The 20,730-nt window shown below is 69.1% G+C and carries 35 protein-coding genes and 1 pseudogene; 35 read left to right on the forward strand and 1 reads right to left on the reverse strand.

Annotated elements, in window-relative coordinates:
- From tuf to VF665_RS02195, 32 genes and pseudogenes are all read left to right on the forward strand, one after another.
- Positions 1-154, forward strand: a pseudogene (tuf, locus tag VF665_RS02040) (elongation factor Tu); the annotation flags it as partial.
- 100 nt (positions 155-254) lie between these two features.
- Positions 255-563: a 30S ribosomal protein S10 gene (gene rpsJ, locus VF665_RS02045; protein ID WP_170030934.1), complete on the forward strand. Its 309-nt coding sequence runs from the start codon at positions 255-257 to the stop codon at positions 561-563.
- A gap of 10 nt (positions 564-573) precedes the next feature.
- Complete coding sequence (gene rplC, locus VF665_RS02050) at positions 574-1,191, forward strand: 50S ribosomal protein L3 (RefSeq protein ID WP_331051736.1); 618 nt, start codon at positions 574-576, stop codon at positions 1,189-1,191.
- A gap of 13 nt (positions 1,192-1,204) precedes the next feature.
- On the forward strand, positions 1,205-1,846 hold the full coding sequence (gene rplD / locus VF665_RS02055) for a 50S ribosomal protein L4 (RefSeq protein WP_331051737.1): 642 nt from the start codon (positions 1,205-1,207) through the stop codon (positions 1,844-1,846).
- Positions 1,839-2,129 carry a 50S ribosomal protein L23 gene (gene rplW / locus VF665_RS02060; protein ID WP_331051738.1) on the forward strand — a complete coding sequence of 97 codons (291 nt, stop codon included), beginning with the start codon at positions 1,839-1,841 and terminating at the stop codon, positions 2,127-2,129. The genes rplD and rplW overlap by 8 nt, the downstream gene beginning before the upstream one ends.
- 4 nt (positions 2,130-2,133) lie before the next feature.
- Entirely contained in the window at positions 2,134-2,976 is an 843-nt protein-coding gene (gene rplB / locus VF665_RS02065) for a 50S ribosomal protein L2 (protein WP_331051739.1), read from the forward strand.
- A 172-nt stretch (positions 2,977-3,148) separates the two neighbouring features.
- Positions 3,149-3,436, forward strand: a complete 288-nt coding sequence (gene rpsS / locus VF665_RS02070) for a 30S ribosomal protein S19 (protein WP_170030929.1) — start codon at positions 3,149-3,151, stop codon at positions 3,434-3,436.
- A gap of 20 nt (positions 3,437-3,456) precedes the next feature.
- Positions 3,457-3,807 (forward strand): 50S ribosomal protein L22, encoded by a 351-nt coding sequence (gene rplV / locus VF665_RS02075; RefSeq protein WP_331051740.1) that lies wholly within the window; start codon positions 3,457-3,459, stop codon positions 3,805-3,807.
- Positions 3,808-3,809: 2 nt separating this feature from the next.
- Positions 3,810-4,472, forward strand: coding sequence for a 30S ribosomal protein S3 (gene rpsC, locus VF665_RS02080; protein WP_331051741.1), 663 nt, complete (start codon positions 3,810-3,812; stop codon positions 4,470-4,472).
- 12 nt (positions 4,473-4,484) lie between these two features.
- Complete coding sequence (rplP, locus tag VF665_RS02085) at positions 4,485-4,937, forward strand: 50S ribosomal protein L16 (RefSeq protein ID WP_331051742.1); 453 nt, start codon at positions 4,485-4,487, stop codon at positions 4,935-4,937.
- Positions 4,934-5,134 carry a 50S ribosomal protein L29 gene (gene rpmC / locus VF665_RS02090; protein ID WP_331051743.1) on the forward strand — a complete coding sequence of 67 codons (201 nt, stop codon included), beginning with the start codon at positions 4,934-4,936 and terminating at the stop codon, positions 5,132-5,134. The genes rplP and rpmC overlap by 4 nt, the downstream gene beginning before the upstream one ends.
- On the forward strand, positions 5,135-5,425 hold the full coding sequence (gene rpsQ / locus VF665_RS02095; protein ID WP_331051744.1) for a 30S ribosomal protein S17: 291 nt from the start codon (positions 5,135-5,137) through the stop codon (positions 5,423-5,425).
- A gap of 82 nt (positions 5,426-5,507) precedes the next feature.
- A complete protein-coding gene (rplN, locus tag VF665_RS02100) occupies positions 5,508-5,876 on the forward strand; it encodes a 50S ribosomal protein L14 (RefSeq protein ID WP_170030922.1) in 369 nt (122 codons plus the stop codon).
- Complete coding sequence (gene rplX, locus VF665_RS02105; RefSeq protein WP_331051745.1) at positions 5,876-6,202, forward strand: 50S ribosomal protein L24; 327 nt, start codon at positions 5,876-5,878, stop codon at positions 6,200-6,202. Before rplN ends, rplX begins: the two co-directional genes overlap by 1 nt.
- A gap of 146 nt (positions 6,203-6,348) precedes the next feature.
- Positions 6,349-6,927, forward strand: a complete 579-nt coding sequence (rplE, locus tag VF665_RS02110) for a 50S ribosomal protein L5 (protein ID WP_331051746.1) — start codon at positions 6,349-6,351, stop codon at positions 6,925-6,927.
- 123 nt (positions 6,928-7,050) lie between these two features.
- Positions 7,051-7,236, forward strand: a complete 186-nt coding sequence (locus tag VF665_RS02115; RefSeq protein WP_331051747.1) for a type Z 30S ribosomal protein S14 — start codon at positions 7,051-7,053, stop codon at positions 7,234-7,236.
- 176 nt (positions 7,237-7,412) lie between these two features.
- Entirely contained in the window at positions 7,413-7,805 is a 393-nt protein-coding gene (rpsH, locus tag VF665_RS02120) for a 30S ribosomal protein S8 (protein WP_331051748.1), read from the forward strand.
- 10 nt (positions 7,806-7,815) lie between these two features.
- On the forward strand, positions 7,816-8,355 hold the full coding sequence (gene rplF / locus VF665_RS02125; RefSeq protein WP_331051749.1) for a 50S ribosomal protein L6: 540 nt from the start codon (positions 7,816-7,818) through the stop codon (positions 8,353-8,355).
- A gap of 51 nt (positions 8,356-8,406) precedes the next feature.
- Positions 8,407-8,784, forward strand: coding sequence for a 50S ribosomal protein L18 (gene rplR, locus VF665_RS02130; RefSeq protein ID WP_331051750.1), 378 nt, complete (start codon positions 8,407-8,409; stop codon positions 8,782-8,784).
- 11 nt (positions 8,785-8,795) lie between these two features.
- Positions 8,796-9,524, forward strand: coding sequence for a 30S ribosomal protein S5 (gene rpsE, locus VF665_RS02135; RefSeq protein ID WP_349263089.1), 729 nt, complete (start codon positions 8,796-8,798; stop codon positions 9,522-9,524).
- Positions 9,517-9,714 (forward strand): 50S ribosomal protein L30, encoded by a 198-nt coding sequence (rpmD, locus tag VF665_RS02140; protein WP_331051751.1) that lies wholly within the window; start codon positions 9,517-9,519, stop codon positions 9,712-9,714. The genes rpsE and rpmD overlap by 8 nt, the downstream gene beginning before the upstream one ends.
- On the forward strand, positions 9,707-10,165 hold the full coding sequence (gene rplO / locus VF665_RS02145; protein ID WP_331051752.1) for a 50S ribosomal protein L15: 459 nt from the start codon (positions 9,707-9,709) through the stop codon (positions 10,163-10,165). The genes rpmD and rplO overlap by 8 nt, the downstream gene beginning before the upstream one ends.
- Before the next feature lies 1 nt (position 10,166).
- Positions 10,167-11,492: a preprotein translocase subunit SecY gene (gene secY / locus VF665_RS02150; RefSeq protein ID WP_331051753.1), complete on the forward strand. Its 1,326-nt coding sequence runs from the start codon at positions 10,167-10,169 to the stop codon at positions 11,490-11,492.
- An 88-nt stretch (positions 11,493-11,580) separates the two neighbouring features.
- Positions 11,581-12,213 (forward strand): adenylate kinase, encoded by a 633-nt coding sequence (locus VF665_RS02155; RefSeq protein ID WP_331051754.1) that lies wholly within the window; start codon positions 11,581-11,583, stop codon positions 12,211-12,213.
- The gene (map, locus tag VF665_RS02160; RefSeq protein WP_331051755.1) at positions 12,210-12,959 is read left to right on the forward strand and encodes a type I methionyl aminopeptidase; all 750 of its coding nucleotides are present in this window, start codon (positions 12,210-12,212) and stop codon (positions 12,957-12,959) included. Before VF665_RS02155 ends, map begins: the two co-directional genes overlap by 4 nt.
- A gap of 140 nt (positions 12,960-13,099) precedes the next feature.
- Positions 13,100-13,216, forward strand: a complete 117-nt coding sequence (gene rpmJ / locus VF665_RS02165; RefSeq protein ID WP_170030895.1) for a 50S ribosomal protein L36 — start codon at positions 13,100-13,102, stop codon at positions 13,214-13,216.
- Positions 13,217-13,249: 33 nt separating this feature from the next.
- A complete protein-coding gene (gene rpsM, locus VF665_RS02170) occupies positions 13,250-13,630 on the forward strand; it encodes a 30S ribosomal protein S13 (RefSeq protein WP_331051756.1) in 381 nt (126 codons plus the stop codon).
- A 189-nt stretch (positions 13,631-13,819) separates the two neighbouring features.
- A complete protein-coding gene (rpsK, locus tag VF665_RS02175; RefSeq protein ID WP_331051757.1) occupies positions 13,820-14,212 on the forward strand; it encodes a 30S ribosomal protein S11 in 393 nt (130 codons plus the stop codon).
- Between the two features lie 162 nt (positions 14,213-14,374).
- Positions 14,375-15,013, forward strand: coding sequence for a 30S ribosomal protein S4 (gene rpsD / locus VF665_RS02180; protein ID WP_170030889.1), 639 nt, complete (start codon positions 14,375-14,377; stop codon positions 15,011-15,013).
- A gap of 91 nt (positions 15,014-15,104) precedes the next feature.
- Complete coding sequence (locus tag VF665_RS02185; protein ID WP_331051758.1) at positions 15,105-16,193, forward strand: DNA-directed RNA polymerase subunit alpha; 1,089 nt, start codon at positions 15,105-15,107, stop codon at positions 16,191-16,193.
- A gap of 7 nt (positions 16,194-16,200) precedes the next feature.
- Positions 16,201-16,584, forward strand: coding sequence for a 50S ribosomal protein L17 (gene rplQ, locus VF665_RS02190; protein WP_331051759.1), 384 nt, complete (start codon positions 16,201-16,203; stop codon positions 16,582-16,584).
- A gap of 250 nt (positions 16,585-16,834) precedes the next feature.
- Positions 16,835-17,560: a peptidase E gene (locus VF665_RS02195; protein WP_331051760.1), complete on the forward strand. Its 726-nt coding sequence runs from the start codon at positions 16,835-16,837 to the stop codon at positions 17,558-17,560.
- 711 nt (positions 17,561-18,271) lie between these two features.
- On the opposite strand, the gene rpmB is transcribed toward VF665_RS02195, so the two are convergent.
- Positions 18,272-18,463 (reverse strand): 50S ribosomal protein L28, encoded by a 192-nt coding sequence (rpmB, locus tag VF665_RS02200; protein ID WP_170030881.1) that lies wholly within the window; start codon positions 18,461-18,463, stop codon positions 18,272-18,274.
- Between the two features lie 189 nt (positions 18,464-18,652).
- On the opposite strand from rpmB, the gene gmd reads away from it, so the two are divergent.
- From gmd to VF665_RS25845, 3 genes are all read left to right on the forward strand, one after another.
- Entirely contained in the window at positions 18,653-19,648 is a 996-nt protein-coding gene (gmd, locus tag VF665_RS02205) for a GDP-mannose 4,6-dehydratase (protein ID WP_331051761.1), read from the forward strand.
- 5 nt (positions 19,649-19,653) lie between these two features.
- A complete protein-coding gene (locus VF665_RS02210; protein ID WP_331051762.1) occupies positions 19,654-20,577 on the forward strand; it encodes a GDP-mannose 4,6-dehydratase in 924 nt (307 codons plus the stop codon).
- Between the two features lie 17 nt (positions 20,578-20,594).
- The coding region (locus tag VF665_RS25845) for an SAM-dependent methyltransferase (RefSeq protein ID WP_349263090.1) at positions 20,595-20,730 on the forward strand (136 nt) is incomplete at its 3' end.

Raw genomic sequence — 20,730 nt, forward strand, 5'->3', positions numbered from 1 at the left:
CCCCGAGGGTGTGGAGATGGTGATGCCGGGCGACAACGTGCAGATGACGGTGGAGCTGATCACGCCCATCGCCATGGAGAAGGAACTGCGCTTCGCCATCCGCGAGGGCGGCCGCACCGTCGGCGCCGGCGTCGTCACCGAAATCCTGGACTGAAGACGGTTGGCGTAAGAGCGCGGGGACGGCCGCAGGTGCCGCCCCCGCGCCTCTGTTCGCACCTGGACTTCTGAACAACGTCAACCGGACTGAACTACCTATGGCAGGAAAGATTCGCATTCGGCTGAAGGGCTTCGATCACGCGGTGATCGACCAGACCACGGCCGACATCGTCCGCACGGCGGAAAAGACGGGCGCCCGCGTCAGCGGCCCCATCCCGCTCCCCACGCGGATTCAGCGGTGGACCGTTCTGCGGTCGCCGCACGTGGACAAGAAGAGCCGCGAGCAGTTCGAGCTGAAGACGCACAAGCGCGTCATCGACATCCTGGACTCGCGCCCGCAGACCGTCGACGCTCTGACCAAGCTGGATCTTCCGGCCGGGGTCGACGTCGAGATCAAGGTGGACTGAGGAGACCTCGATGTCGGGAATCATCGGACGGAAGCTGGGGATGACCCAGATCTTCGACGAGTCCGGAGCCGTCGTGCCCGTGACCGTCATTGAAGCGGGGCCCTGCCCCGTGGTTCAGGTTCGCACCGACGAGAAGGACGGCTACGCGGCCGTTCAGCTCGGTTTCGGTGCCAAGAAGGCCACCCGCGCCACCAGCGCGGAAAGGGGCCACGCCACCAAGGCCGGCCTCGAGGCCGCGCCCGCGGTGCTCAAGGAGTTCCGCTTCGACGCCGCGCCCGCGCTGGGCGAGAGCGTGACGGTGGACGGCTTCGAGCGCGGGCTGCGCGTCAAGGTGACGGGCGTCACCAAGGGCCGCGGCTTCCAGGGCGTCATGAAGCGCCACGGGTTCGGCGGCGGACGCGCCTCGCACGGCGCCACCCGCGTGCACCGCGCCCCGGGCTCCATCGGCGCCGGCACCAACCCGTCGCGCGTCATCAAGGGCAAGCGCATGCCGGGCCACATGGGCGACGCGCAGCAGACCGTGCGCAACCTGCTGGTGGCCAAGGTCGACGCCGAGCGGAACCTGCTGTACGTGCGCGGAGCCGTGCCGGGTCCCGTGAATGGCTACGTCTTCGTCACCCGGCAGTAAGGGGACTCCGAAAATGGCAACTGCACGTTTCTTCAACGCCGCCGGCGAGCCCGGCGATGCGTTCGAGCTCCCCACGGAGCTGTTTGACGGCGTGATCAACGAGCCGGTGCTGCACCAGGTGATCAAGGCGTACCTGGCCAACCAGCGCCAGGGCACGCACGCCACCAAGACCCGCGCCAACGTCTCGGGCGGCGCCCGCAAGCCGTGGCGCCAGAAGGGCACCGGCCGCGCGCGCCAGGGCTCCATCCGCGCCCCGCACTGGCGTGGCGGCGGCATCGTGTTCGGGCCGCACCCGCGCTCGTACCACCAGGACGTGCCGCGCAAGGTGAAGGCCCTGGCCCGCCGCTCGGCGTTCAACCAGCGGGCCAACAACGAGGAAATCGTGGTGATCGAGCGCCTCGCGTTCGACACCCCCAAGACCAAGGAAGCGCTGTCGCTGCTGGGCCGCATGGGAGTCGCCGACGCCAAGCGCGTGCTGGTGCTCACCGACGGCAGCAAGGACACCGTGCTCCGCTCGTTCCGCAACCTGCCGAACGTGGAAGTGCTCCCGTTCTCGCAGGCTTCGGCCTACGTCGTCCTCAAGGCGCGCCAGGTCATCATCGAGCAGTCGGCCCTGGAGGCCGTCGGGCGCACCGCGGAGGCCGTCAATGCGTAACGTCAGCGAAATCCTGGTCCGCCCGCTCGTGACCGAAAAGAGCCACGAGCAGCTCGACCAGCACGGCGCCTACACCTTCGTGGTGGCCAACGACGCCAACAAGATCGAGATCGCCAGCGCGATCGAGAAGCAGTTCAACGTCAAGGTGACGGACGTCCGCACCATGCGCTACGCCGGCAAGATGAAGCGCATGGGCAAGTGGGCGGGCCGGAAGGCCTCGTGGAAGAAGGCCGTGGTCACCCTCGCCGAGGGCGACTCCATCGAGATCTTCGAGGGGGTGTAACAACATGCCGACCAAGCAGTTCAGGCCCATTACGCCCGGCACGCGCTTTCGCTCCATCAGCGACTTCGCCGAGGTGACGCACGACGGCCGCCCGGAAAAGGCGCTCACCGAGGCGATCACCAAGTCGGGCGGCCGCAACCATCACGGCCACGTGACCAGCCGCCGCCGCGGCGGCGGCCACAAGCGGATCTACCGCATCGTCGACTTCAAGCGCAACAAGGCCGGCATCGCCGGCCGCGTGGAGCGCGTGGAGTACGACCCCAACCGCACCGCCAACATCGCGCTGGTGGTGTACGAGGACGGCGAGCGCCGCTACATCCTGGCCCCCCGCGGGCTCAAGGTGGGCGACCGCGTGGAGCAGGGCCCGGGCAGCGACATCCGCGTGGGCAATGCCCTGCCGCTGGCCGAGATCCCGCTGGGCACCACGGTGCACAACGTGGAGCTGCGCCCCGGCAAGGGCGGCCAGATGGCCCGCTCGGCCGGCGCCGGCGTGCAGGTGGTGGCCAAGGAAGGCGAGCACGTGACGCTGCGCATGCCCAGCACCGAGGTGCGCATGGTGCGCCGCGAGTGCATGGCCACCGTGGGCCAGGTGGGCAACGTGGACCACGAGAAGCAGAGCATCGGCAAGGCCGGCGCCAACCGCTGGCGCGGCAAGCGCCCCAAGGTGCGCGGCGTGGCCATGAACCCCGTCGACCACCCGATGGGCGGCGGCGAGGGCAAGACCTCGGGCGGACGTCCCCCGGTGACCCCGTGGGGCAAGCCCGAAGGCGTGAAGACGCGCCGGCACAAGAAGGCGTCGACCCGCCTGATCGTCCGCGGCCGCAAGCGCGGCCGGGCGACCAAGTAAAAGTGCACAGTGCCCGGTGCCGAGTGCCCAGAATCTGGGGACTTGGCACTGGGCACCGGGCACTCTGTAGTTCACCCCGAGGCGCGCCCACCACTGCGGGAACGTCCCGCATGTGGGCTCCGCCCCCGGCACGGCGCCGGGGGACCAGGGACTAAGAGCGAGAAAGACACCAATGCCGAGGAGTCTGAAGAAGGGCCCCTTCGTGGAGGAAAGCCTCCTGAAGAAGGTCCGTCTGATGAACGAGCGGAACGAGCGCCGGGTTCTCAAGACCTGGTCGCGCGCTTCCACCATCACCCCCGAGTTCATCGGCCACACGCTGGCCGTGCACAACGGAAACAAGTTCATTCCGGTGTACCTCACCGAGAACATGGTCGGGCACAAGCTCGGCGAGTTTGCCCCCACGCGGACCTTCCGGGGCCACGGCGGCAAGCTCGTCGACAAGCGCGCCAAGGCGCGCTGAGCGCGAGAAAGGACATGACAATGCAAGCTCGCGCCATCGCCCGTAGCATCGGGATGAGCCCCCGCAAGATGCGGATGATCGTGGATCTGATCCGCGGCCGCGGGGTGAACGAGGCCTATTCGATCCTCAAGTTCTCGAAGAAGGCGGCCACCACGCCCGTCGAGAAGACCCTGCGCTCCGCCGTGGCCAACGCCACGCAGAAGGCCGAAGCCGCCGGTTCCTTCCTCGACGTGGACGACCTTGTGGTCCGGGAGGCCTACGTGAACGAGGGCCGGACGCTCAAGCGGTTCAGCCCGCGCGCCATGGGGCGCGCGACGCCGATCCTGAAGCGCACCAGCCACGTCACGATCATCGTCGACCGCAAGGAGTAACCGTGGGACAGAAGACGCATCCGAGAGGATTCCGGCTGGGCATCGTGGCCAACTGGAAGTCGCGCTGGTACGCCGAGCGCGACTTCCCCAAGCTTCTGATGGAAGACGAGACCCTGCGCAAGTACCTGCACCAGCGCCTGGGCCACGCTTCCATCTCGGAAGTGGAGATCGAGCGCAAGCCCGGCAAGACGATCGTCACCCTTCACACCGCCCGTCCGGGCGTGGTGATCGGCAAGGGCGGCAGCGAGGTCGACAAGCTCCGTGACGAGCTTTCGCGCCTTTCGCCCGGCAACGAAGTGGCGATCAACGTGGAAGAGGTGAAGCGCCCCGAGGTGAACGCCCAGCTGATCGGCGACAGCATCGCCCACCAGCTCGTGCAGCGCGTTTCGTTCCGCCGCGCCATGAAGCGCGCGGTGCAGAACGCCATGCGCAGCGGCGCCGAGGGCATCAAGGTGCAGCTGGCCGGCCGCCTGAACGGCGCCGAAATCGCGCGCACCGAAGGGTACAAGGAGGGGCGGATTCCGCTCCAGACGCTGCGCGCCGACATCGACTACGCGCAGTCCACCGCCCGCACCACCTTTGGCACCATCGGCGTCAAGGTGTGGGTGTTCAAGGGCGAAGTCGTGGAGAACCGGCGCGGCCGGACCTACTCGACCGACGCCTAAGGAGACGGAATCATGCTCGCTCCCAAGAGAGTCAAGTACCGCAAGCAGATGAAGGGCCGCATGCGTGGCAAGGCCACCCGCGGCAACTACGTGGCGTTCGGCGACTACGGCCTGCAGGCCCTGGAGCCCGGCTGGATCACCAACCGGACCATCGAGGCCGCCCGTATCGCCATGACGCGCCACATCAAGCGCGGCGGCAAGGTGTGGATCCGGATCTTCCCGGCCAAGTCCATCACCAAGAAGCCCCTCGAAGTGCGCATGGGCAAGGGCAAGGGCAACCCCGAGGCGTGGGTCGCCGTGGTGAAGCCCGGCCGCATCATGTTCGAGCTGGAGGGCGTCACGCTGGAAACGGCGAAGCGCGCGATGGAGCTGGCCTCGGCCAAGCTCCCCGTGAAGTGCAAGTTCGTCGTCCGCGAAAAGACGGCCCCGGCCGCCGCAACCGCCACCGAGGGAGGTGAGGCGTGAAGGGCACCGAGATCCGCGAGATGACGGCGCAGGAAATCGCCGAGCGCATCCAGCAGCTCCAGGAGGAGCGCTTCCGGCTGCGCTTCCGCTCCGCCACGCAGCAGCTGGAAAACCCCACGCTGCTCCGCACCATTCGCCGCGACATCGCCCGTCTCAAGACGGTGCAGCGCGCGCGTGACCAGAAGGAGGGTCGCTAAATGGCCGCCGAGAACACCCAGGCCGTCGAGCAGCAGGACGAGCGCAACCGCCGCAAGACCCGCACGGGCGTCATCGTGTCCGACAAGGGCGACAAGACGGTCGTGGTCAAGGTGGAGCGCCGGTACGCCCACCCGCTGTACGGCAAGCAGGTGACGCGCACCAAGAAGTACCATGCGCACGACGAGAACAACGAGTTCCACGTCGGTGACACCGTGCGCATCACCGAGACCCGCCCGCTCAGCAAGCTGAAGCGCTGGCGCGTGTCGGAACTGATCGAGCGGGCCCGCTGATATCGGCGGCTGGCGCGGGGCGGGGGGCGAACGCCCCTCGCGCCGCGCGCGGCCCTCTGGAAGAGAATAGGGAGCAGACGCAATGCTGCAGCAGGAATCCATCGTCCGGATCGCGGACAACTCCGGCGCCAAGCGCGCGCTGGTCATTCGCGTGCTGGGCGGCTCGAAGCGGCGCTACGCCTCGGTGGGCGACCGCATCATCGTGGCCGTGAAGGACGCGCTTCCCGACGGCACGGTGAAGAAGGGCGACGTCGCCAAGGCGGTGGTGGTTCGCACCACCCGCAACGTGCGCCGCAAGGACGGCTCGTACATCCGCTTCGACGAGAACGCGGCCGTCATCATCAACGACGCGGGCGAGCCCCGCGCCACCCGCATCTTCGGGCCCGTCGCCCGCGAGCTGCGCGACAAGCGCTACATGAAGATCGTGTCGCTGGCCCCGGAGGTCATCTGATGCCCAAGCTCAACATCCGCAAGGGTGACCGGGTCAAGGTCATCAGCGGCAACTACAAGGGCCAGGAAGGCACCGTCCTTCGCGTGGAGCCCGACAAGAGCCGCGTGGTGGTGGACGGCGTGAACCGCCGCAAGCGCCACATGAAGCCTTCGCAGACCAATCCCGAAGGCGGCATCGTGGAGTTCGAGGCGCCGATTCACGTGAGCAACGTGATGCTGCTGGACCCGGCCTCGGGCGAGCCCACCCGCGTTCGCCGCGAGGCGGGCGCCGACGGCCGCCGCGAGCGCGTGGCCGTGCGCTCCGGCCGCGTGATCCCGCGGGCGTAAGAAAACGGCAGTCCCCAGTGCCCGGTGACAAGTGCCCAGTCAGGGCACTGCGCACTGGGTACTTGGTACTGAGCACTTTCCTTCTTTACTCGTGACCGCCCCCCCGGGCTTCGCCGCGCGGGGGATACGGAACGGAGAATGTGAACATGGCGAACCAGAAGCCGCGCCTTCAGCGCTTCTACGAAGAGCAGGTCCGCGCCAAGCTCCAGCAGGAGTTCGGCTTCAGCAGCTCGATGCAGATCCCGCGGCTGGAGAAGATCGTCCTGAACGTGGGGATGGGCGAGGCCAACAAGAACCCCAAGCTGCTCGACGGCGTCGTCGCCGAGCTGGCGCAGATCACCGGCCAGAAGCCGGTGGTGACCCGCGCCAAGAAGGCCATCAGCAACTTCGGCCTGCGCGAAAACCAGCCGGTGGGCGCGTCGGTGACGCTGCGCCGCGACCGGATGTGGGAGTTCCTGGACCGCCTGATCAACGTAGCGATGCCGCGCATCCGCGACTTCCGCGGCGTGAGCACGCGCTCGTTCGACGGCCGGGGCAACTACACGATGGGCGTCAAGGAGCAGCTGATCTTTCCGGAGATCGACTACGACAAGGTGGACCAGATCCACGGTCTGGACATCACCATCGTCTCGTCGACCAACCAGGACGGCCAGGCGCTCTCGCTCCTGCGCGAACTGGGCATGCCGTTCCGAAACGAGTCCCCCGTTCAGGTGAACGCGGGGTAACCAGCACTGCTGTGCCCAGAACGTGAAGTGCCCGGTGCCCGGTGAGGCTACCGCGGGCGCTGGGCACGCGGCACCCGCCACGGGGTGGGGGGTGCAGGACCATCGAACCCGAGACCAACGCTCATGGCACGCAAGGCCCTGATCGAGAAGACCAACAGCAAGCCCAAGTTCGGCGTGCGCGGCTACAACCGCTGCAACCGCTGCGGGCGCCCCCGCGCGTTCCTGCGCAAGTTCGGCCTGTGCCGCATCTGCTTCCGTGAGCAGGCGCTGCGCGGCGAAATTCCGGGCGTGCGCAAGGCCAGCTGGTAGGCTGTACCCCGCGATACTCCGGGCCTTTCCGCGCCCCGGCCGCCCGTTCGCCGCACCCGTGCGGTTGACGGGGCGGCCCGGTCGCTGTTAGGCTTGTGGCTTCGCATTTTTTGACAACCCCTTTCCTTCAAGTCCGGCGCGACTTCCCTTTCGCCGGATACTAGAGGAGTACGAGCATGTTGACGGATCCGATCGCCGACCTGCTCACCCGTGTCCGGAACGCGCAGATGGCGCGTCACCGCCGGGTGGACATGCCGGTTTCGAAGCTGAAGGTGGAGATCGCGCGCCTTCTCAAGGAAAACCACTACATCCACGACTACAAGGTCCTGGACGACGGCCGCTTCGGCCAGCTTCGCCTGTACCTGAAGTACTACCAGGAGAAGCCGGTCATCCGCGAGCTGCGCCGCATCAGCAAGCCCGGGCTGCGCAAGTACGTGGGTGTCGAAGAAATCCCCAGGGTCCGCAACGGCCTGGGGATGGCAGTGCTTTCCACCTCCCGCGGGGTCATGACCGACCGCGAGGCCCGCGCGGCCAAGGTGGGCGGCGAAGTCATCGCCTACGTCTGGTAAGGAGAACGAGATGTCGCGTATCGGAAGAAGGCCGATTCCCGTTCCCGCCGGCGTGGACGTGCAGCTGGACGGAAACACGGTGCGGGTCAAGGGCCCCAGGGGCGAACTGCAGCGCACGCTGCACAGCGACGTGATCGTGCGCCGCGAAGACGGCGAGATCCGCGTGGAGCGCCCGTCGGACGAGCCGCGCTACCGCGCGCTGCACGGCCTGAGCCGCACGCTGGTGGCCAACATGATCGAGGGGGTGACCACCGGGTTCACCAAGACCCTGGAGATCGTGGGCGTGGGCTACCGCGCCGAAACCAAGCCGTTCGGGCTCACGCTGAGCCTGGGCTACTCGCACCCGATCGAGTACAAGGCCCCCGAGGGGATCACCCTGCGGGCCGTGTCGCCGACCGTGGTGGAAGTGGCCGGGACCAACAAGGAAGTCGTCGGGCAGGTGGCGGCCGAGATCCGGTCGCTGCGCCCGCCCGAGCCGTACAAGGGCAAGGGCGTGAAGTACCAGGGCGAGGTGATCCGCCGCAAGGCGGGCAAGGCGGGCGGCAAGTAAGCCGCCCCCACCCCTTTCGGCTGATCATCGCATAGTCAACACGAGGAACCAATGGCTGGAACCAGAAAGGTCAAGACGCGGGAGGAGCGGCGCGCGCGCCGCCACCGCCGCGTTCGTGGCAAGGTGCACGGCAGCGCCGAGCGCCCCAGGCTCGTCATTCACCGCTCCATCAACCACGTCGAGGCGCAGGTGGTGGACGACATCGCCGGCCGCACCCTGGTGGGGCTGAGCACGCTGGACAGCGAGCTGCGCGCCCGCCGGGCCGAGCTCACCAAGACCGAAGCCAGCCATGCCGCGGGCAAGGCGCTGGCCCAGAAGGCCCGTGATCTCGGCGTCACCCAGGTGGTGTTCGACCGCGGCGGGTACGTCTATCACGGCCGGGTCAAGGCCTTCGCCGAGGGCGCCCGCGAGGGCGGCCTCGAGTTCTAAAGGAGATCGCGATGGCTGAGAGCAGACAGGGCGGCGGCTTCGGCGGCGGCCCGGGCGGCGGGCGCGGACGCCCCGGCGGCCAGGGCGGCGGCCGGCCGGGCGGGTTCGGCGGCGGCCAGGGTGGCGGCCGCGGGCGCGGCGGCCCCGGACAGGGCGGCCCCGGCGGTGAAGGCGGCGGACGCAACGACCGCGGCGGGCGCGGCGGCCAGGGCGGCGGCCGCGACAACCGCGGCGGCGGGCAGGGCGGGCGCGAAAGCGACCTCAAGGAGAACGTCGTTCACATCAACCGCGTGGCCAAGGTGGTGAAGGGCGGCCGGCGGTTCTCGTTCACGGCGCTGGTGGCCGTGGGCGACCAGGCGGGCAAGGTGGGCGTGGGCACCGGCAAGGCCAACGAGGTCTCCGAGGCCGTGCGCAAGGCCATTGACGCGGCCCGCCGCGCCATGGTGCGCGTGCCGGTTCGCGAGGGCACCGTTCCCCACGACATCATTGGCGAGCACGGCGCCGGCCGCGTGCTGCTGCGCCCGGCCGCCCCCGGCACCGGCGTGATCGCCGGCGGCCCGGTGCGCGCGGTGCTCGAGTGCGTGGGCGTGCACGACATCCTTACCAAGTCGCTGGGGAGCAACAATCCCTTCAACATGGTGCACGCCACCATGGCGGCGCTGCAGGGTCTCACGACCCGCGAGCAGCTGGCCATGGAGCGCGGCGTGCCCGTCGAGGCGATCGGAGGCGCTCGTGGCTAAGCTCCGCATCACGCAGACCAAGAGCTACAGCGGCGCGCCCGAGGCGCACCGCCGCACCCTCCGCGCCCTGGGCCTCAAGCACCAGCGCACGGTGGAGCAGGAAGACAACGCGGCCATCCGCGGCATGCTCTTCCAGGTGCGCCACATGGTGAAGGTGGAAGCAACGGAAGGGCAGGACGACAATGGCTGATCTGAGCAATCTGCGGCGCCCCGAGGGGTCGCACCGCGACACCAAGCGGCTGGGCCGCGGCCCGGGTTCGGGCACCGGCAAGACGGCGGGCAAGGGCCACAAGGGCTCCAAGGCGCGCGCCGGCCACCACGGCCCCGGCGGCGGCAAGCCCGGGTACGAGGGCGGCCAGATGCCGCTGCACCGCCAGCTGCCCAAGCGCGGCTTCACCCCGCTGAACCGGGTGGAGTACCAGGTGGTGAACCTGTACCAGCTGGAAACGCTGGAAGGGGACGGGCCCATCACCCCCGAGTCGCTCAAGGCCCACGGCCTGATCGGCCACGCGGGGCGTCCGGTGAAGGTGCTGGGCACGGGCGATCTGACCCGCAAGGTCGACGTCTCGGCCCACAAGTTCAGCCAGTCGGCGCGCGACAAGATCGCCGCCCTGGGGGGCACCGTTCAGGAGATCGGCTGACATGGCCAATCCCGTAGCGACTCTGTGGCGCATTCCCGAGACGAGACAGAAGATCGTCTTTACGCTCGTGTGCCTGCTGGTGTATCGCGTGGGCGCGCACATCACGGCGCCCTGGATCAACGTGCCGGCCCTGCGCGCGTACGCCGGGCAGCTGCAGGGCACCGCCTTCGGGATCTACGACATGTTCGTCGGGGGCGGGCTCTCCAGGGCCACGGTGTTCGCCCTCGGCATCATGCCCTACATCTCCGCCAGCATCATGTTCCAGCTGCTGGCGGCGGTGGTGCCTTCCATCGAGAAGATGCAGAAGGAAGGCGAGGACGGGCGCAAGAAGCTGACGCAGTACACACGGTACGCCACGCTGGTGCTGGCGCTGTTCCAGGCGTACGGCTTTGCCCGCTTCATCGAGACGCAGGTGCCGGCGGCGGTGACCCACCCGGGGATCCCCTTTCAGCTGGTGATGATGCTGACGCTCGTTACGGGCGCCATGTTCATCATGTGGCTGGGCGAGCAGATCACCGAGCGGGGCATCGGCAACGGCATGAGCCTGCTGATCTTCTTCGGCATCGTCGAGGCGCTGCCCTCGGCGCTGTACGAGACGGGGCGGCTGGTGTACCTGGGGCAGGTGGGGGTGTTCAGCATCCTGGTGCTGGTGGTCATGATGCTGCTCACCATCGCGGGGACGGTGGCCGTCACCATGGCGGCGCGCAAGATCCCGGTGCAGATCCCGCAGAAGGTGATGGGGCGGGGGCGCATCCGGCAGGGCCAGAAGTCGTTCATTCCGCTGCGCATCAACATGGCGGGCGTCATGCCCATCATCTTTGCGCAGTCGATCATGATCCTTCCGGCCACGGCCGCGCAGTTCACCAACACGGGCTGGCTGCGCACCTTCAGCCAGTGGTTCGCCATCAACTCGGTGCCGTACTTCATCGCGTTCACGGTGCTCATCGTCTTCTTCACGTACTTCTACACGGCGATCATCTACAACCCCGTAGACATCGCCGAGAACCTGAAGAAGCAGGGCGCGTTCGTGCCGGGCGTAAAGCCGGGCGCGCGCACGGCCGAGTACATCGACCGCGTGATGTCGCGCATTTCGCTTCCCGGGGCGCTGTTCCTGGCGGCGATCGCGCTGGTTCCCTCGGCCCTGCTGGAGACCATGGGCATTCAGGGGCTGAACCGGGTGCTGGGCGGCACCGGGCTGCTGATTACCGTGGGCGTGGCGCTCGACACGGTGCAGCAGATGCAGCAGCACCTGCTGCTGCGCCGGTACGACGGCTTCATGAAGAAGGGCCGCATCAAGTTCCGCGGACGGCAGCAGCGCTACATCTGACCGGCCGCAGACCGCATCAAGTGCCCAGCACCCGTCCCACGCGGCCGGGGGCTGGGCACTTGTCCCATTGCACGGGTAACGGATTTCAATGGACCTGATCCTCCTCGGCGCCCCGGGCGCCGGCAAGGGCACCCAGGGGGCCCTGCTCACGAAAACGCTGGGCGCGCCCAAGATCGCCACGGGCGACATGCTGCGCGACGCGGTGCGGCAGGGCACGCCGCTGGGGCTGCAGGCCAAGGCGGTCATGGACGCCGGCCAGCTGGTTTCGGACGACATCGTGCTGGGGCTGGTGCGCGAGCGCCTGTCGCGCCCCGACGCCGCCGCGGGCGCCATCTTTGACGGCTACCCGCGCAACGTGGCGCAGGCCGCGTCGCTGGACGCGCTGCTGGCCGAGCTGGGGCGCCGCATCGACGCGGTGGTGTACCTGGACGTGCACGACGACGCCATCGTGGAGCGCATGAGCGGCCGCCGCACCGACCCGGAGACGGGAACGGTGTACCACGTGGTGCACAACCCGGCGCCCGACGAGATCGCCGCGCGCTGCGTACAGCGCGCCGACGACGCCGAGGCCACGGTGCGCGAGCGGCTGGAGGTGTACCGCCGCAGCACCGCGCCGCTGGTGGAGCACTACCGCCAGGCGGGCGTGCCCGTGCACACGCTGGACGGCGGCCGCCCCATCGACGAGGTGCAGGCCGACCTGCGCCGGGCGCTGGGGCGGTGATACACCTGAAGACGCCGGCGGAGATCGACACCATCGGCAGGGCGGGGGCCATTCTGGCCGCGCTGTACCGGGAGATCCCCGCGCAGGTGCGGCCCGGCGCCACCACGGCCGACCTGGACCGCTGGGCGGAGGCGTTCATCCGCTCGCACCCGGGAGCCGTTCCGGCGTTCAAGGGCCTGTACGGCTTTCCGGCCACGCTCTGCATTTCCGTGAACCACGAGGTGGTGCACGGCATCCCGTCCACCCGCCGCCCCCTCAGGGAAGGCGACGTGGTGAGCGTGGACTGCGGGGTCAAGCTGGACGGCTTCTACGCCGACGCGGCCGTCACCTACCCGGTGGGCGCCATTGCTCCCGAGGTGCAGGCGCTGCTGGACCGCACGCAGGCGGCGCTGGCCCGCGGCATTGCCGAGGCGCGCCCGGGGCAGCGGCTGGGCGACGTGGGCGCGGCCATTCAGGAGGTGGCCGACGAGGCCGGGTACGGCGTGGTGCGCGAGCTGGTGGGCCACGGCGTGGGCCGCCAGCCGCACGAGGAGCCGCAGGTGCCCAACTTCGGCAAGCGGGGCAAGGGGCTCAAGCTGGTGGAGGGAATGGTGCTGGCGATCGAGCCCATGTTCAACCTGGGCTCGGCCAACGTCCGTACCCTGCCGGACCGGTGGACCGTGGTGACGGCGGACCGCAAGGTGTCCGCCCACTTCGAGCACACCGTGGCGGTGACGGCGGAGGGCCCCCGGATTCTCACGGACTGAGGGCCGGCGGTTTCCGTCCGCGGGACGAAGAAGGAAGGAACGCGTACCGTGGCTCCGGCGCAGGCCGGAGCTTGCGGGATCGCGCGATTGTGGTTAGTTTCTCAGGCTCCGTTCAATCAGGATACACAGGCGAGGCGACAATGAAGGTCCGCGCGAGCGTAAAGCCGATCTGCGAGCACTGCAAGGTGGTCAAGCGGCAGGGCGTCATCCGCATCATCTGCAAGAAGAACCCGCGCCACAAGCAGCGCCAGGGCTAAATCCCCGGACTCGGCTTACAGGAGAAGAGCAGGATGGCTCGTATTGCCGGCGTCGACCTCCCGCGCGAGAAGCGCGCGGAGATCGGCCTCACGTACATCTTCGGAATCGGCCGCGCCACGTCGCGCCGCATTCTGGACGAAGCGGGGATCAACCCCGACACGCGCGTCCACGCCCTGAGCGACGAGGACGTGAACAAGCTGCGCCGCATCATCGACGCGAGCATTCGCGTGGAGGGCGCGCTGCGCTCCGAGGTGTCGCGCAACATCAAGCGGCTGATGGACATCGGCTCGTACCGCGGGCTGCGCCACCGCCGCGGGCTGCCGGTTCGCGGCCAGCGCACGCACACCAACGCGCGCACCAAGAAGGGCCCGCGCCGGGCCATCGCCGGCAAGAAGAAGCCGGGCAAGAAGTAAGAACGACGGCAGTGCCCAGTCCCACGTGCCCGGTGCCCGGATTCCGGGCACTTGGCACTGGGGACTGTGCGCTTCTGTTCTGGTCGGCCCGGCGGCGCGCCGCGGCCGATGACCACCCCGCCGGATTCCGCCGGCGGGGAGCCGTACCGAAGGCGCGGTAGGCCGCGCACCCAACGACAGGAATTCCAGATGGCCAAGCCGAAGACCGCGGGGCGCCCCAAGACCAAGCGCCACGTCGAGAGCGAGGGCGTCGCCCACGTAAAGGCGACGTTCAACAACACCATCGTGAGCATCACCGACATGGCCGGCAACTCGGTCGTGTGGGGCAGCTCCGGCAAGGCGGGGTTCAAGGGCTCCAAGAAGAGCACCCCGTTCGCCGCCACGGTGGCCGCCGAGCAGGCCGCGCGCGAAGCGCTGCAGCTGGGCGTGAAGCGCGTGCACGTGTACGTGCAGGGCCCCGGCTCGGGCCGCGAGTCCGCCATCCAGGCGCTGGCCGCCTCGGGGCTGGGCATCCGCAGCATCCGCGACGTGACGCCGATTCCGCACAACGGCTGCCGCCCGCCCAAGAAGCGCCGCGTCTGATCGAGTGCCCAGTGCGCAGGATCAAGTGCCCAGGGAATACCGGGCACTTGTCGCTGGGCACTGGGCACTGGGCACTGCAGTACCGCAGTTCTGGCGTAAACCCTCGCGACCGTCGGGGGGACGAAGCCGAAACACATCCTCAATCCAAACGGTTGACCTGACATGGCCCGTTACACCGGACCCTCGTGCAAGCTGTGCCGCCGCGAGGGACAGAAGCTGTTCTTGAAGGGCACCAAGTGCTTCACCGAGAAGTGCCCCGTGGAGCGCCGCCCCTACGCCCCCGGCCAGCACGGCCAGACGGGCGGCGGGCGCCGCAAGAAGGTGTCGGAGTACGCGCACCAGCTGCGCGAAAAGCAGAAGGTGAAGCGCATCTACGGCGTGGCCGAGCGCCCGTTCCGCAACCTGTTCGAGAAGGCCGCCCACGAGACGGGCATCACGGGTGAGAACCTGCTGGTGGCGCTCGAGAGCCGTCTGGACAACGTGATCTACCGCATGGGCTTCGGCTCGACCCGCAAGGAGTCGCGCCAGCTCATTCGCCACGGCCACGTGCAGGTGAACGGCCGCAAGCTCGACGTGCCGAGCGCCCAGGTAAAGCCGGGCGACGAGGTGCGCATCGCGCCCAAGAGCAAGGACATTCTGCCCGTGCAGGCGTCGCTCGCCTCCAAGACCAAGCCGAGCACGGTGGGCTGGCTGGCGGTGGACGAGGGCTCGCGCACCGGCCGGATGGTGGCCCGCCCCACCCGCGCGGACATCCCGCTGGCGGTGCAGGAGCAGCTCATCGTCGAGCTCTACAGCAAGTAAGCCTGACGGACGAACCCTGTGCGGCGGGGCGCGCATCGCGCTTCCGCCGCCGGGGCTTTCGCGCACCTGTCCACATCCGGGAGGGGACACCTTGGAACTCGATATTACCGGCCTGCAGATGCCGAATCTGCCCGAGCAGCCGCGGACGGGGCAGATTGTCCTGCGCCCGCTGGAGCGGGGCTTCGGCCATACGATGGGCAACACCATGCGGCGCATTCTGCTCAGCAGCCTGCGCGGCTCGGCGGTCTGGGCGTTCCGCGCCGACGGCGTGCTGCACGAGCACCAGACGGTGGCGGGCGTGGTGGAAGACGTGCACGAGATCATCCGCAACCTGAAGTCGCTGGTGCTGCGGATGGACGAGGACGCCGAAGAAGCGGTGCTGGAGCTGCGGGCCAACAAGGCCGGCCGCGTTACCGCGCGCAGCATCACCGGGCACCCCTCGGTGGACGTCATCAACCTGGACCACCACATCCTGGAGCTGCAGGACGACCGCGACCTGCGCTTGGAGCTGTACGTGAACAAGGGGCGCGGCTACGTGCCCGCCGAAGCCCACCCCATTCCGCGCGGCATGCCGGCGGACCTGGTGCGGGTGGACGCGATCTACAACCCGGTGACGCGCGCCAACTTCGTCGTCGAAGAAACGCGCGTGGGCCAGCGCACCGACTTTGACCGGCTGGTGCTGGAAGTGGAGACCAACGGCGCGATGGACGTTCCGTCGGCGGTGCAGTACGCCGCGCGGCTGGCCATCGAGCACCTGGCCTTTCTGGCCGGCGGCACGCCCGAGTGGCGCGCCGACCGCAGCTGGGGCGACACCGGCGGCGCAGGCGGAGCCGTTCCCGCGGGGCGCGCGCCCATTCCGCCGCGCCTGCAGGAGCTGCTGAACCGGCCCATCGAGGACCTGGCCGAGCTGTCCGTCCGCAGCCGCAACTCGCTGCAGAAGGAAAACATCCACACGGTGCGCGATCTGGTGCAGCGCACCGAACAGCAGATGCTGGCCATCGACAACTTCGGCAAGAAGTCGCTGCAGGAAATCAGCGATTTCCTGGCGGGCCACGGACTTCGCTTCGGCAGTTCGCTGGAAGCGGACGACGGCGGCACGCTCTGGTGGGTGGTTCGCGACGACGCCGACAACAACGAGCAGAACGGGGGCGCCGACGCCGGCCCCGCCGGGGAGCTGTAAAGGACCAATGAGACACGGAAACAAGGGCCGCGCGCTCGGCCGTACCAACGAGCACAAGCTGGCGCTGCTGCGCAACATGGCCATGAGCCTGTTCCGCCACGGCCGCATCGAGACCACCACCGCCAAGGCCAAGGAGCTTCGTCCGTTCGCGGAAAAGCTCATCACGCTGGCCAAGCGCGGCGACCTGCACAGCAAGCGCCTCGCGGCGCGCCACATCCAGGACCGCGACGTCCTGGTGCAGCTGTTCAGCCAGATCGGCCCGGTGAACGCCACCCGTGCGGGCGGCTACACCCGCATCCTCAAGACGGGCTTCCGTCAGGGTGACGGCGCCGAGACGTCGCTGATCGAGCTGGTGGATCGTCCCACGCAGCCGGTGTCGGCGGGCCGCTGACCCGCGCTCCGCTAGCTGTTACTACGAACCCCGCGCTTCTCTCCGGAGAGGCGCGGGGTTCGTCGTTTCCCGCCGGCTGCCGGGGCGCTGATCGCCGCCCCGCCTTTTCGCGCGGCCACGCGGGTGGCGGAGGAACCGCGGTGGGGAACGGGAGGAAACGGAGCGGGCGGGGAACGCGGGTTTCGGATGGCGCCCGTTTTCTCCATGTTGTGGGGATCCGGATCCGTCCCTCACTCCTCTCCGTCATCCCATGCCGCTCATCACCCGGGGCCAGATCGTCGCGTTCGGCGGCGGCGGGTTCGCCATGGAGCCCGACAACCCGCTGCTGGACGACTACGCGCTCAGCCTGTGCCGCCGCTCCCGTCCCCGCGTCTGCCTGATTCCCACCGCCAGCGGCGACGCCCAGCCCTGGGTGGACCGCTTTTACGATTCGTTCGACGACGGCCGGTGCGAGCCCAGCCACCTGACGCTCTTCCATCGCACGGTCACGGACCTGCACGCGTTTCTGTGCGACCAGGACCTGCTGTACGTGGCCGGGGGGAACACGGTGAACCTGCTGGCCGTGTGGCGGGCGCAGGGGCTGGCCGAGGTGCTTCCCGACGTCCTGGCGCGCGGCACGGTGGCGTGCGGGGTGAGCGCCGGCGGGCTCTGCTGGTTCGAGCGGGGCATCACCGACTCGTACGGCCCGGGGCTCAACCCGCTCACCGACGGCCTCGGCTTCCTCCCTGGCAGCTTCTGCCCGCACTTCGACAGCGAATCCAAGCGGCTGGAGTCGTTTCGCGGCTTTGTGCGCGACACCGGGCTGCCCGGCATCGGCGCCGACGACGGGGTGGGGCTGCACTACCGCGACGGCCAACTCGTGCGCGTGGTGTCGTCGCGACCCGACGCGCGCGCGTGGCGGCTGGAGCCCGCGGAGGGGGAGGTGGAGATGCGGGAGGTGGGGACGGAGTATCTGGGGAATGCGGGCGGCGGCTGATACGAATCGGCAAAAGTTCGTGCCTGCCAGCGGACCACTCCGAACGAGCCACCGTCGTTGATCTAGCGGCGAGGAGCGGCGCCAACGGGCACGAGCTTCTCGGAGCCGTAGCAGCGCCGAGGTGGGCGGCAGGACCGGCGGGGCGGACGGTGCCGGCACGGGGGAGGCGCGAACTGCCGTCAGGCGCACGGGACCTGTCACATCAGCTGCACCGGGATTCTTCACCCGCCTCGGACCTCGAGTGTCATTCTGAGCGAGGCGCGGCCCCGCACCGTCCGTCGCACCGGACTCTGGCGCCGACCGAAGAATCCCGCGCCACTGCATCCCATGCACGCCCGGTTGCGCGCCGCGCTCGGACGCTGCGGGTGTGGTGGGAGAGGCTGGAGCACGCCGCGCCGGCCCGCGGTGCGGCGAACGTTTCGGTCCGGGATTCTTCAGTCGCTCATGAACGCGGTGCCGGGGAAAGCCCGGCGCACGCTCCTTCAGAATGACGCCTCATACGAATCGGCAGAAAGTTCGTGCCTGCCAGCGGACCACTCCGAACGAGTCACGGTCGTTGATCGAACGGGGGAGGAACGGTGCCAACGGGCACGAACTTGCTCGGAGCGGCATGAGTGCGCCGGGGAGGATGGAGACGAACGAAAGCGGCCGCGCATCCGGGGATGCGCGGCCGCCTTCGTGTTCTGTCCTGCGGGGGACCTGCCGGAACCCTCAGCCCGCCTTGCGGATCTTGCCAGCCGAGATGCAGCTCGTGCAGACGCGGACGCGCTTGTGCGTGCCGTTGTCGGTCACGATCCGGGCAGGCTGGAGGTTGGGCCGCCAGACACGCTTGGTCTTGTTGTTCGCGTGGCTGACGTTGTTCCCGCTGCGCGGGCCCTTTCCGCAGACGGCGCAAAAAGCCATCGGAAGTCTCCTGTAGCCGTACCTTGTATACCAAACCCTGCGAAGCCGTCAAAGATAGGGCACTCTCCCCGTCTGGTCAACCCGTGGCCGGGGCCGGTTTGCGTTGACGGAGTGTGCGGGCGGGTATACGTTTCCACGCGTATATCCGCCCGCGCCCCTCCGCGCGGCCCCACCCCGGCATGCACGGGAATGAAGACAGCACTGATCACCGGCATCACCGGGCAGGACGGAAGCTACCTGGCCGAACTGCTGCTGGACAAGGGCTACCGCGTCTTTGGACTGGTTCGCCGCAGCTCCACCGTCACGTTTGAGCGCATTCACCATATCCAGGACCGGCTGGAGCTCATTTCGGGCGACCTGACGGACCAGAACTCCCTCTTCTATGCGCTGGAAGAGAGCCGGCCGGACGAGGTGTACAACCTGGCCGCGCAGTCGTTCGTGCAGACCTCGTGGACGCAGCCCGTGCTCACCGGCGACGTCACCGGGCTGGGCGTAACGCGCATGCTGGAGGCCATCCGCATCTTTGACCGCGAGCGCCGCATCCGCTTCTACCAGGCCTCGTCGTCGGAGATGTTCGGCAAGGTGCAGGCGGTGCCCCAGGTGGAAGACACCCCGTTCTACCCCCGCTCGCCCTATGGCGTCGCGAAGCTGTACGGACACTGGGCCACCATCAACTACCGTGAAAGCTACGGGATGTACGCGGTGAGCGGCATCCTGTTCAACCACGAATCGCCGCGCCGCGGGCTGGAGTTCGTGACCCGCAAGGTCACCGACGCCGCGGCCCGCATCAGCCTGGGGCTGAGCCGCGAGCTGCGCCTGGGCAACCTGGACGCCCAGCGCGACTGGGGCTTTGCCGGCGACTACGTCCGCGCCATGCACCTGATGCTGCAGCAGGACCAGCCCGAGGACTACGTGGTGGCCACGGGCGAAACGCACACCGTGCAGAAGCTGGTGGAGCTCGCCTTTACCACCGTGGGGCTGGACTGGCGCGAGCACGTGGTGCTGGACGAGCGCTTCATGCGCCCCGCCGAGGTGGACCTGCTGGTGGGCGACCCCGCCAAGGCCCGGCGCGACCTGGGGTGGGAGCCCGAGGTGAACTTCGAGTCGCTCGTTCGGATGATGGTCGAAGCCGACCTGGAGCGCCTGCGCGGCGCCCGGAGCCCGGCTGTCGCCGCCGCGTCCTGAGCGCCGTGCGGGTTCTGGTCACGGGCGCCGCGGGCTTTGCCGGCGGCTGGCTTCTCCGCGCGCTGCGGGAGGATGGGCACGAGGTGGTGGCCGCCAGCCAGGACGGATCGCCTCCCACGCCCCGCGGCGCGGCTGAAGTGGAATGGATCGGGATGGACGTGACCAGTGACGACGGGGTGCGCCAGGCGGTGGGCCGGGCGCGCCCCGACGTCGTGTACCACCTGGCCGGGCAGGCTTCGGTGGCCACGTCGTTCGCCGACCCGCTGGGAACGTGGGACGTCAACGCGACCGGCACCCTGCGGCTGGCCATGGCGCTGCCCAGGGGGACGCGGCTGCTGGTGGTGAGCTCCGCCGAGGTGTACGGCGTGGTGCCGGAGGGCGAGCAGCCCATTGCCGAGCCGCGCCCGCCCTGCCCGTGCAACCCGTACGCGGCCAGCAAGGCCGCGGCGGAGCTCGCGGCGCTGCAGGCGGACGGGGTGCAGGTGTTCGTCGCCCGCGCCTTCAACCACACGGGGCCGGGGCAGGACGCGCGCTTCGCCATCGCCAGCTTTGCGCAGCAGCTGGCGGGGATGCGCGGCGAGGCCGACCCCGTGCTGCACGTGGGCAACCTGGAGGCGCGGCGCGACCTGCTGGACGTGCGCGACGTGGTGCGCGGGTACCAGGCCATCGTGGAGCGGGGGGAGCCCGGGGGCGTGTACAACGTGTGCTCCGGGGAAGCGCACTCCATGCACGACGTGGTGGCTCGGCTCGTCCGGATCTCCGGCACGCGGGCGCGGGTCGCGGTGGACCCCGAGCGCGTGCGCCCGGTGGACCTTCCCCTGCTGCTGGGAGACAACGCGCGGCTGCGGGCGCTGGGCTGGGCCCCGCGGATGCCGCTGGAGCAGACCCTTTCGGACCTGCTCGATTCATTCGCCGACGAGGCCGCGTGACGGGAACCGTGTACCTGGTGGGAGCAGGCCCCGGCGATCCGGGGCTGCTGACCGTGCGGGCGGCAGAGCTGCTGCAGAGCGCCGACGTGCTGGTGTACGACGCGCTGGTGAGCCCCGACATCCTGGAGCGGGTGCGCACGGAGGAGCGCGTCT

It is taken from the genome of Longimicrobium sp., assembly GCF_036387355.1.
In the GTDB taxonomy this organism is placed as follows: Bacteria; Gemmatimonadota; Gemmatimonadetes; order Longimicrobiales; family Longimicrobiaceae; genus Longimicrobium.

Excerpts from the sequence above, each read along its gene's own strand:
- rpsJ (WP_170030934.1), top strand. The coding sequence starts at position 255 with ATGGCAGGAAAGATTCGCATTCGGCTGAAGGGCTTCGATCACGCGGTG.
- rplC (WP_331051736.1), top strand. The coding sequence starts at position 574 with ATGTCGGGAATCATCGGACGGAAGCTGGGGATGACCCAGATCTTCGAC.
- rplD (WP_331051737.1), top strand. The coding sequence starts at position 1,205 with ATGGCAACTGCACGTTTCTTCAACGCCGCCGGCGAGCCCGGCGATGCG.
- rplW (WP_331051738.1), top strand. The coding sequence starts at position 1,839 with ATGCGTAACGTCAGCGAAATCCTGGTCCGCCCGCTCGTGACCGAAAAG.
- rplB (WP_331051739.1), top strand. The coding sequence starts at position 2,134 with ATGCCGACCAAGCAGTTCAGGCCCATTACGCCCGGCACGCGCTTTCGC.
- rpsS (WP_170030929.1), top strand. The coding sequence starts at position 3,149 with ATGCCGAGGAGTCTGAAGAAGGGCCCCTTCGTGGAGGAAAGCCTCCTG.
- rplV (WP_331051740.1), top strand. The coding sequence starts at position 3,457 with ATGCAAGCTCGCGCCATCGCCCGTAGCATCGGGATGAGCCCCCGCAAG.
- rplP (WP_331051742.1), top strand. The coding sequence starts at position 4,485 with ATGCTCGCTCCCAAGAGAGTCAAGTACCGCAAGCAGATGAAGGGCCGC.
- rpsQ (WP_331051744.1), top strand. The coding sequence starts at position 5,135 with ATGGCCGCCGAGAACACCCAGGCCGTCGAGCAGCAGGACGAGCGCAAC.
- rplN (WP_170030922.1), top strand. The coding sequence starts at position 5,508 with ATGCTGCAGCAGGAATCCATCGTCCGGATCGCGGACAACTCCGGCGCC.
- rplX (WP_331051745.1), top strand. The coding sequence starts at position 5,876 with ATGCCCAAGCTCAACATCCGCAAGGGTGACCGGGTCAAGGTCATCAGC.
- rplE (WP_331051746.1), top strand. The coding sequence starts at position 6,349 with ATGGCGAACCAGAAGCCGCGCCTTCAGCGCTTCTACGAAGAGCAGGTC.
- VF665_RS02115 (WP_331051747.1), top strand. The coding sequence starts at position 7,051 with ATGGCACGCAAGGCCCTGATCGAGAAGACCAACAGCAAGCCCAAGTTC.
- rpsH (WP_331051748.1), top strand. The coding sequence starts at position 7,413 with ATGTTGACGGATCCGATCGCCGACCTGCTCACCCGTGTCCGGAACGCG.
- rplF (WP_331051749.1), top strand. The coding sequence starts at position 7,816 with ATGTCGCGTATCGGAAGAAGGCCGATTCCCGTTCCCGCCGGCGTGGAC.
- rplR (WP_331051750.1), top strand. The coding sequence starts at position 8,407 with ATGGCTGGAACCAGAAAGGTCAAGACGCGGGAGGAGCGGCGCGCGCGC.
- rpsE (WP_349263089.1), top strand. The coding sequence starts at position 8,796 with ATGGCTGAGAGCAGACAGGGCGGCGGCTTCGGCGGCGGCCCGGGCGGC.
- rplO (WP_331051752.1), top strand. The coding sequence starts at position 9,707 with ATGGCTGATCTGAGCAATCTGCGGCGCCCCGAGGGGTCGCACCGCGAC.
- secY (WP_331051753.1), top strand. The coding sequence starts at position 10,167 with ATGGCCAATCCCGTAGCGACTCTGTGGCGCATTCCCGAGACGAGACAG.
- VF665_RS02155 (WP_331051754.1), top strand. The coding sequence starts at position 11,581 with ATGGACCTGATCCTCCTCGGCGCCCCGGGCGCCGGCAAGGGCACCCAG.
- rpmJ (WP_170030895.1), top strand. The coding sequence starts at position 13,100 with ATGAAGGTCCGCGCGAGCGTAAAGCCGATCTGCGAGCACTGCAAGGTG.
- rpsM (WP_331051756.1), top strand. The coding sequence starts at position 13,250 with ATGGCTCGTATTGCCGGCGTCGACCTCCCGCGCGAGAAGCGCGCGGAG.
- rpsK (WP_331051757.1), top strand. The coding sequence starts at position 13,820 with ATGGCCAAGCCGAAGACCGCGGGGCGCCCCAAGACCAAGCGCCACGTC.
- rpsD (WP_170030889.1), top strand. The coding sequence starts at position 14,375 with ATGGCCCGTTACACCGGACCCTCGTGCAAGCTGTGCCGCCGCGAGGGA.
- rplQ (WP_331051759.1), top strand. The coding sequence starts at position 16,201 with ATGAGACACGGAAACAAGGGCCGCGCGCTCGGCCGTACCAACGAGCAC.
- VF665_RS02195 (WP_331051760.1), top strand. The coding sequence starts at position 16,835 with ATGCCGCTCATCACCCGGGGCCAGATCGTCGCGTTCGGCGGCGGCGGG.
- rpmB (WP_170030881.1), bottom strand. The coding sequence starts at position 18,463 with ATGGCTTTTTGCGCCGTCTGCGGAAAGGGCCCGCGCAGCGGGAACAAC.
- gmd (WP_331051761.1), top strand. The coding sequence starts at position 18,653 with ATGAAGACAGCACTGATCACCGGCATCACCGGGCAGGACGGAAGCTAC.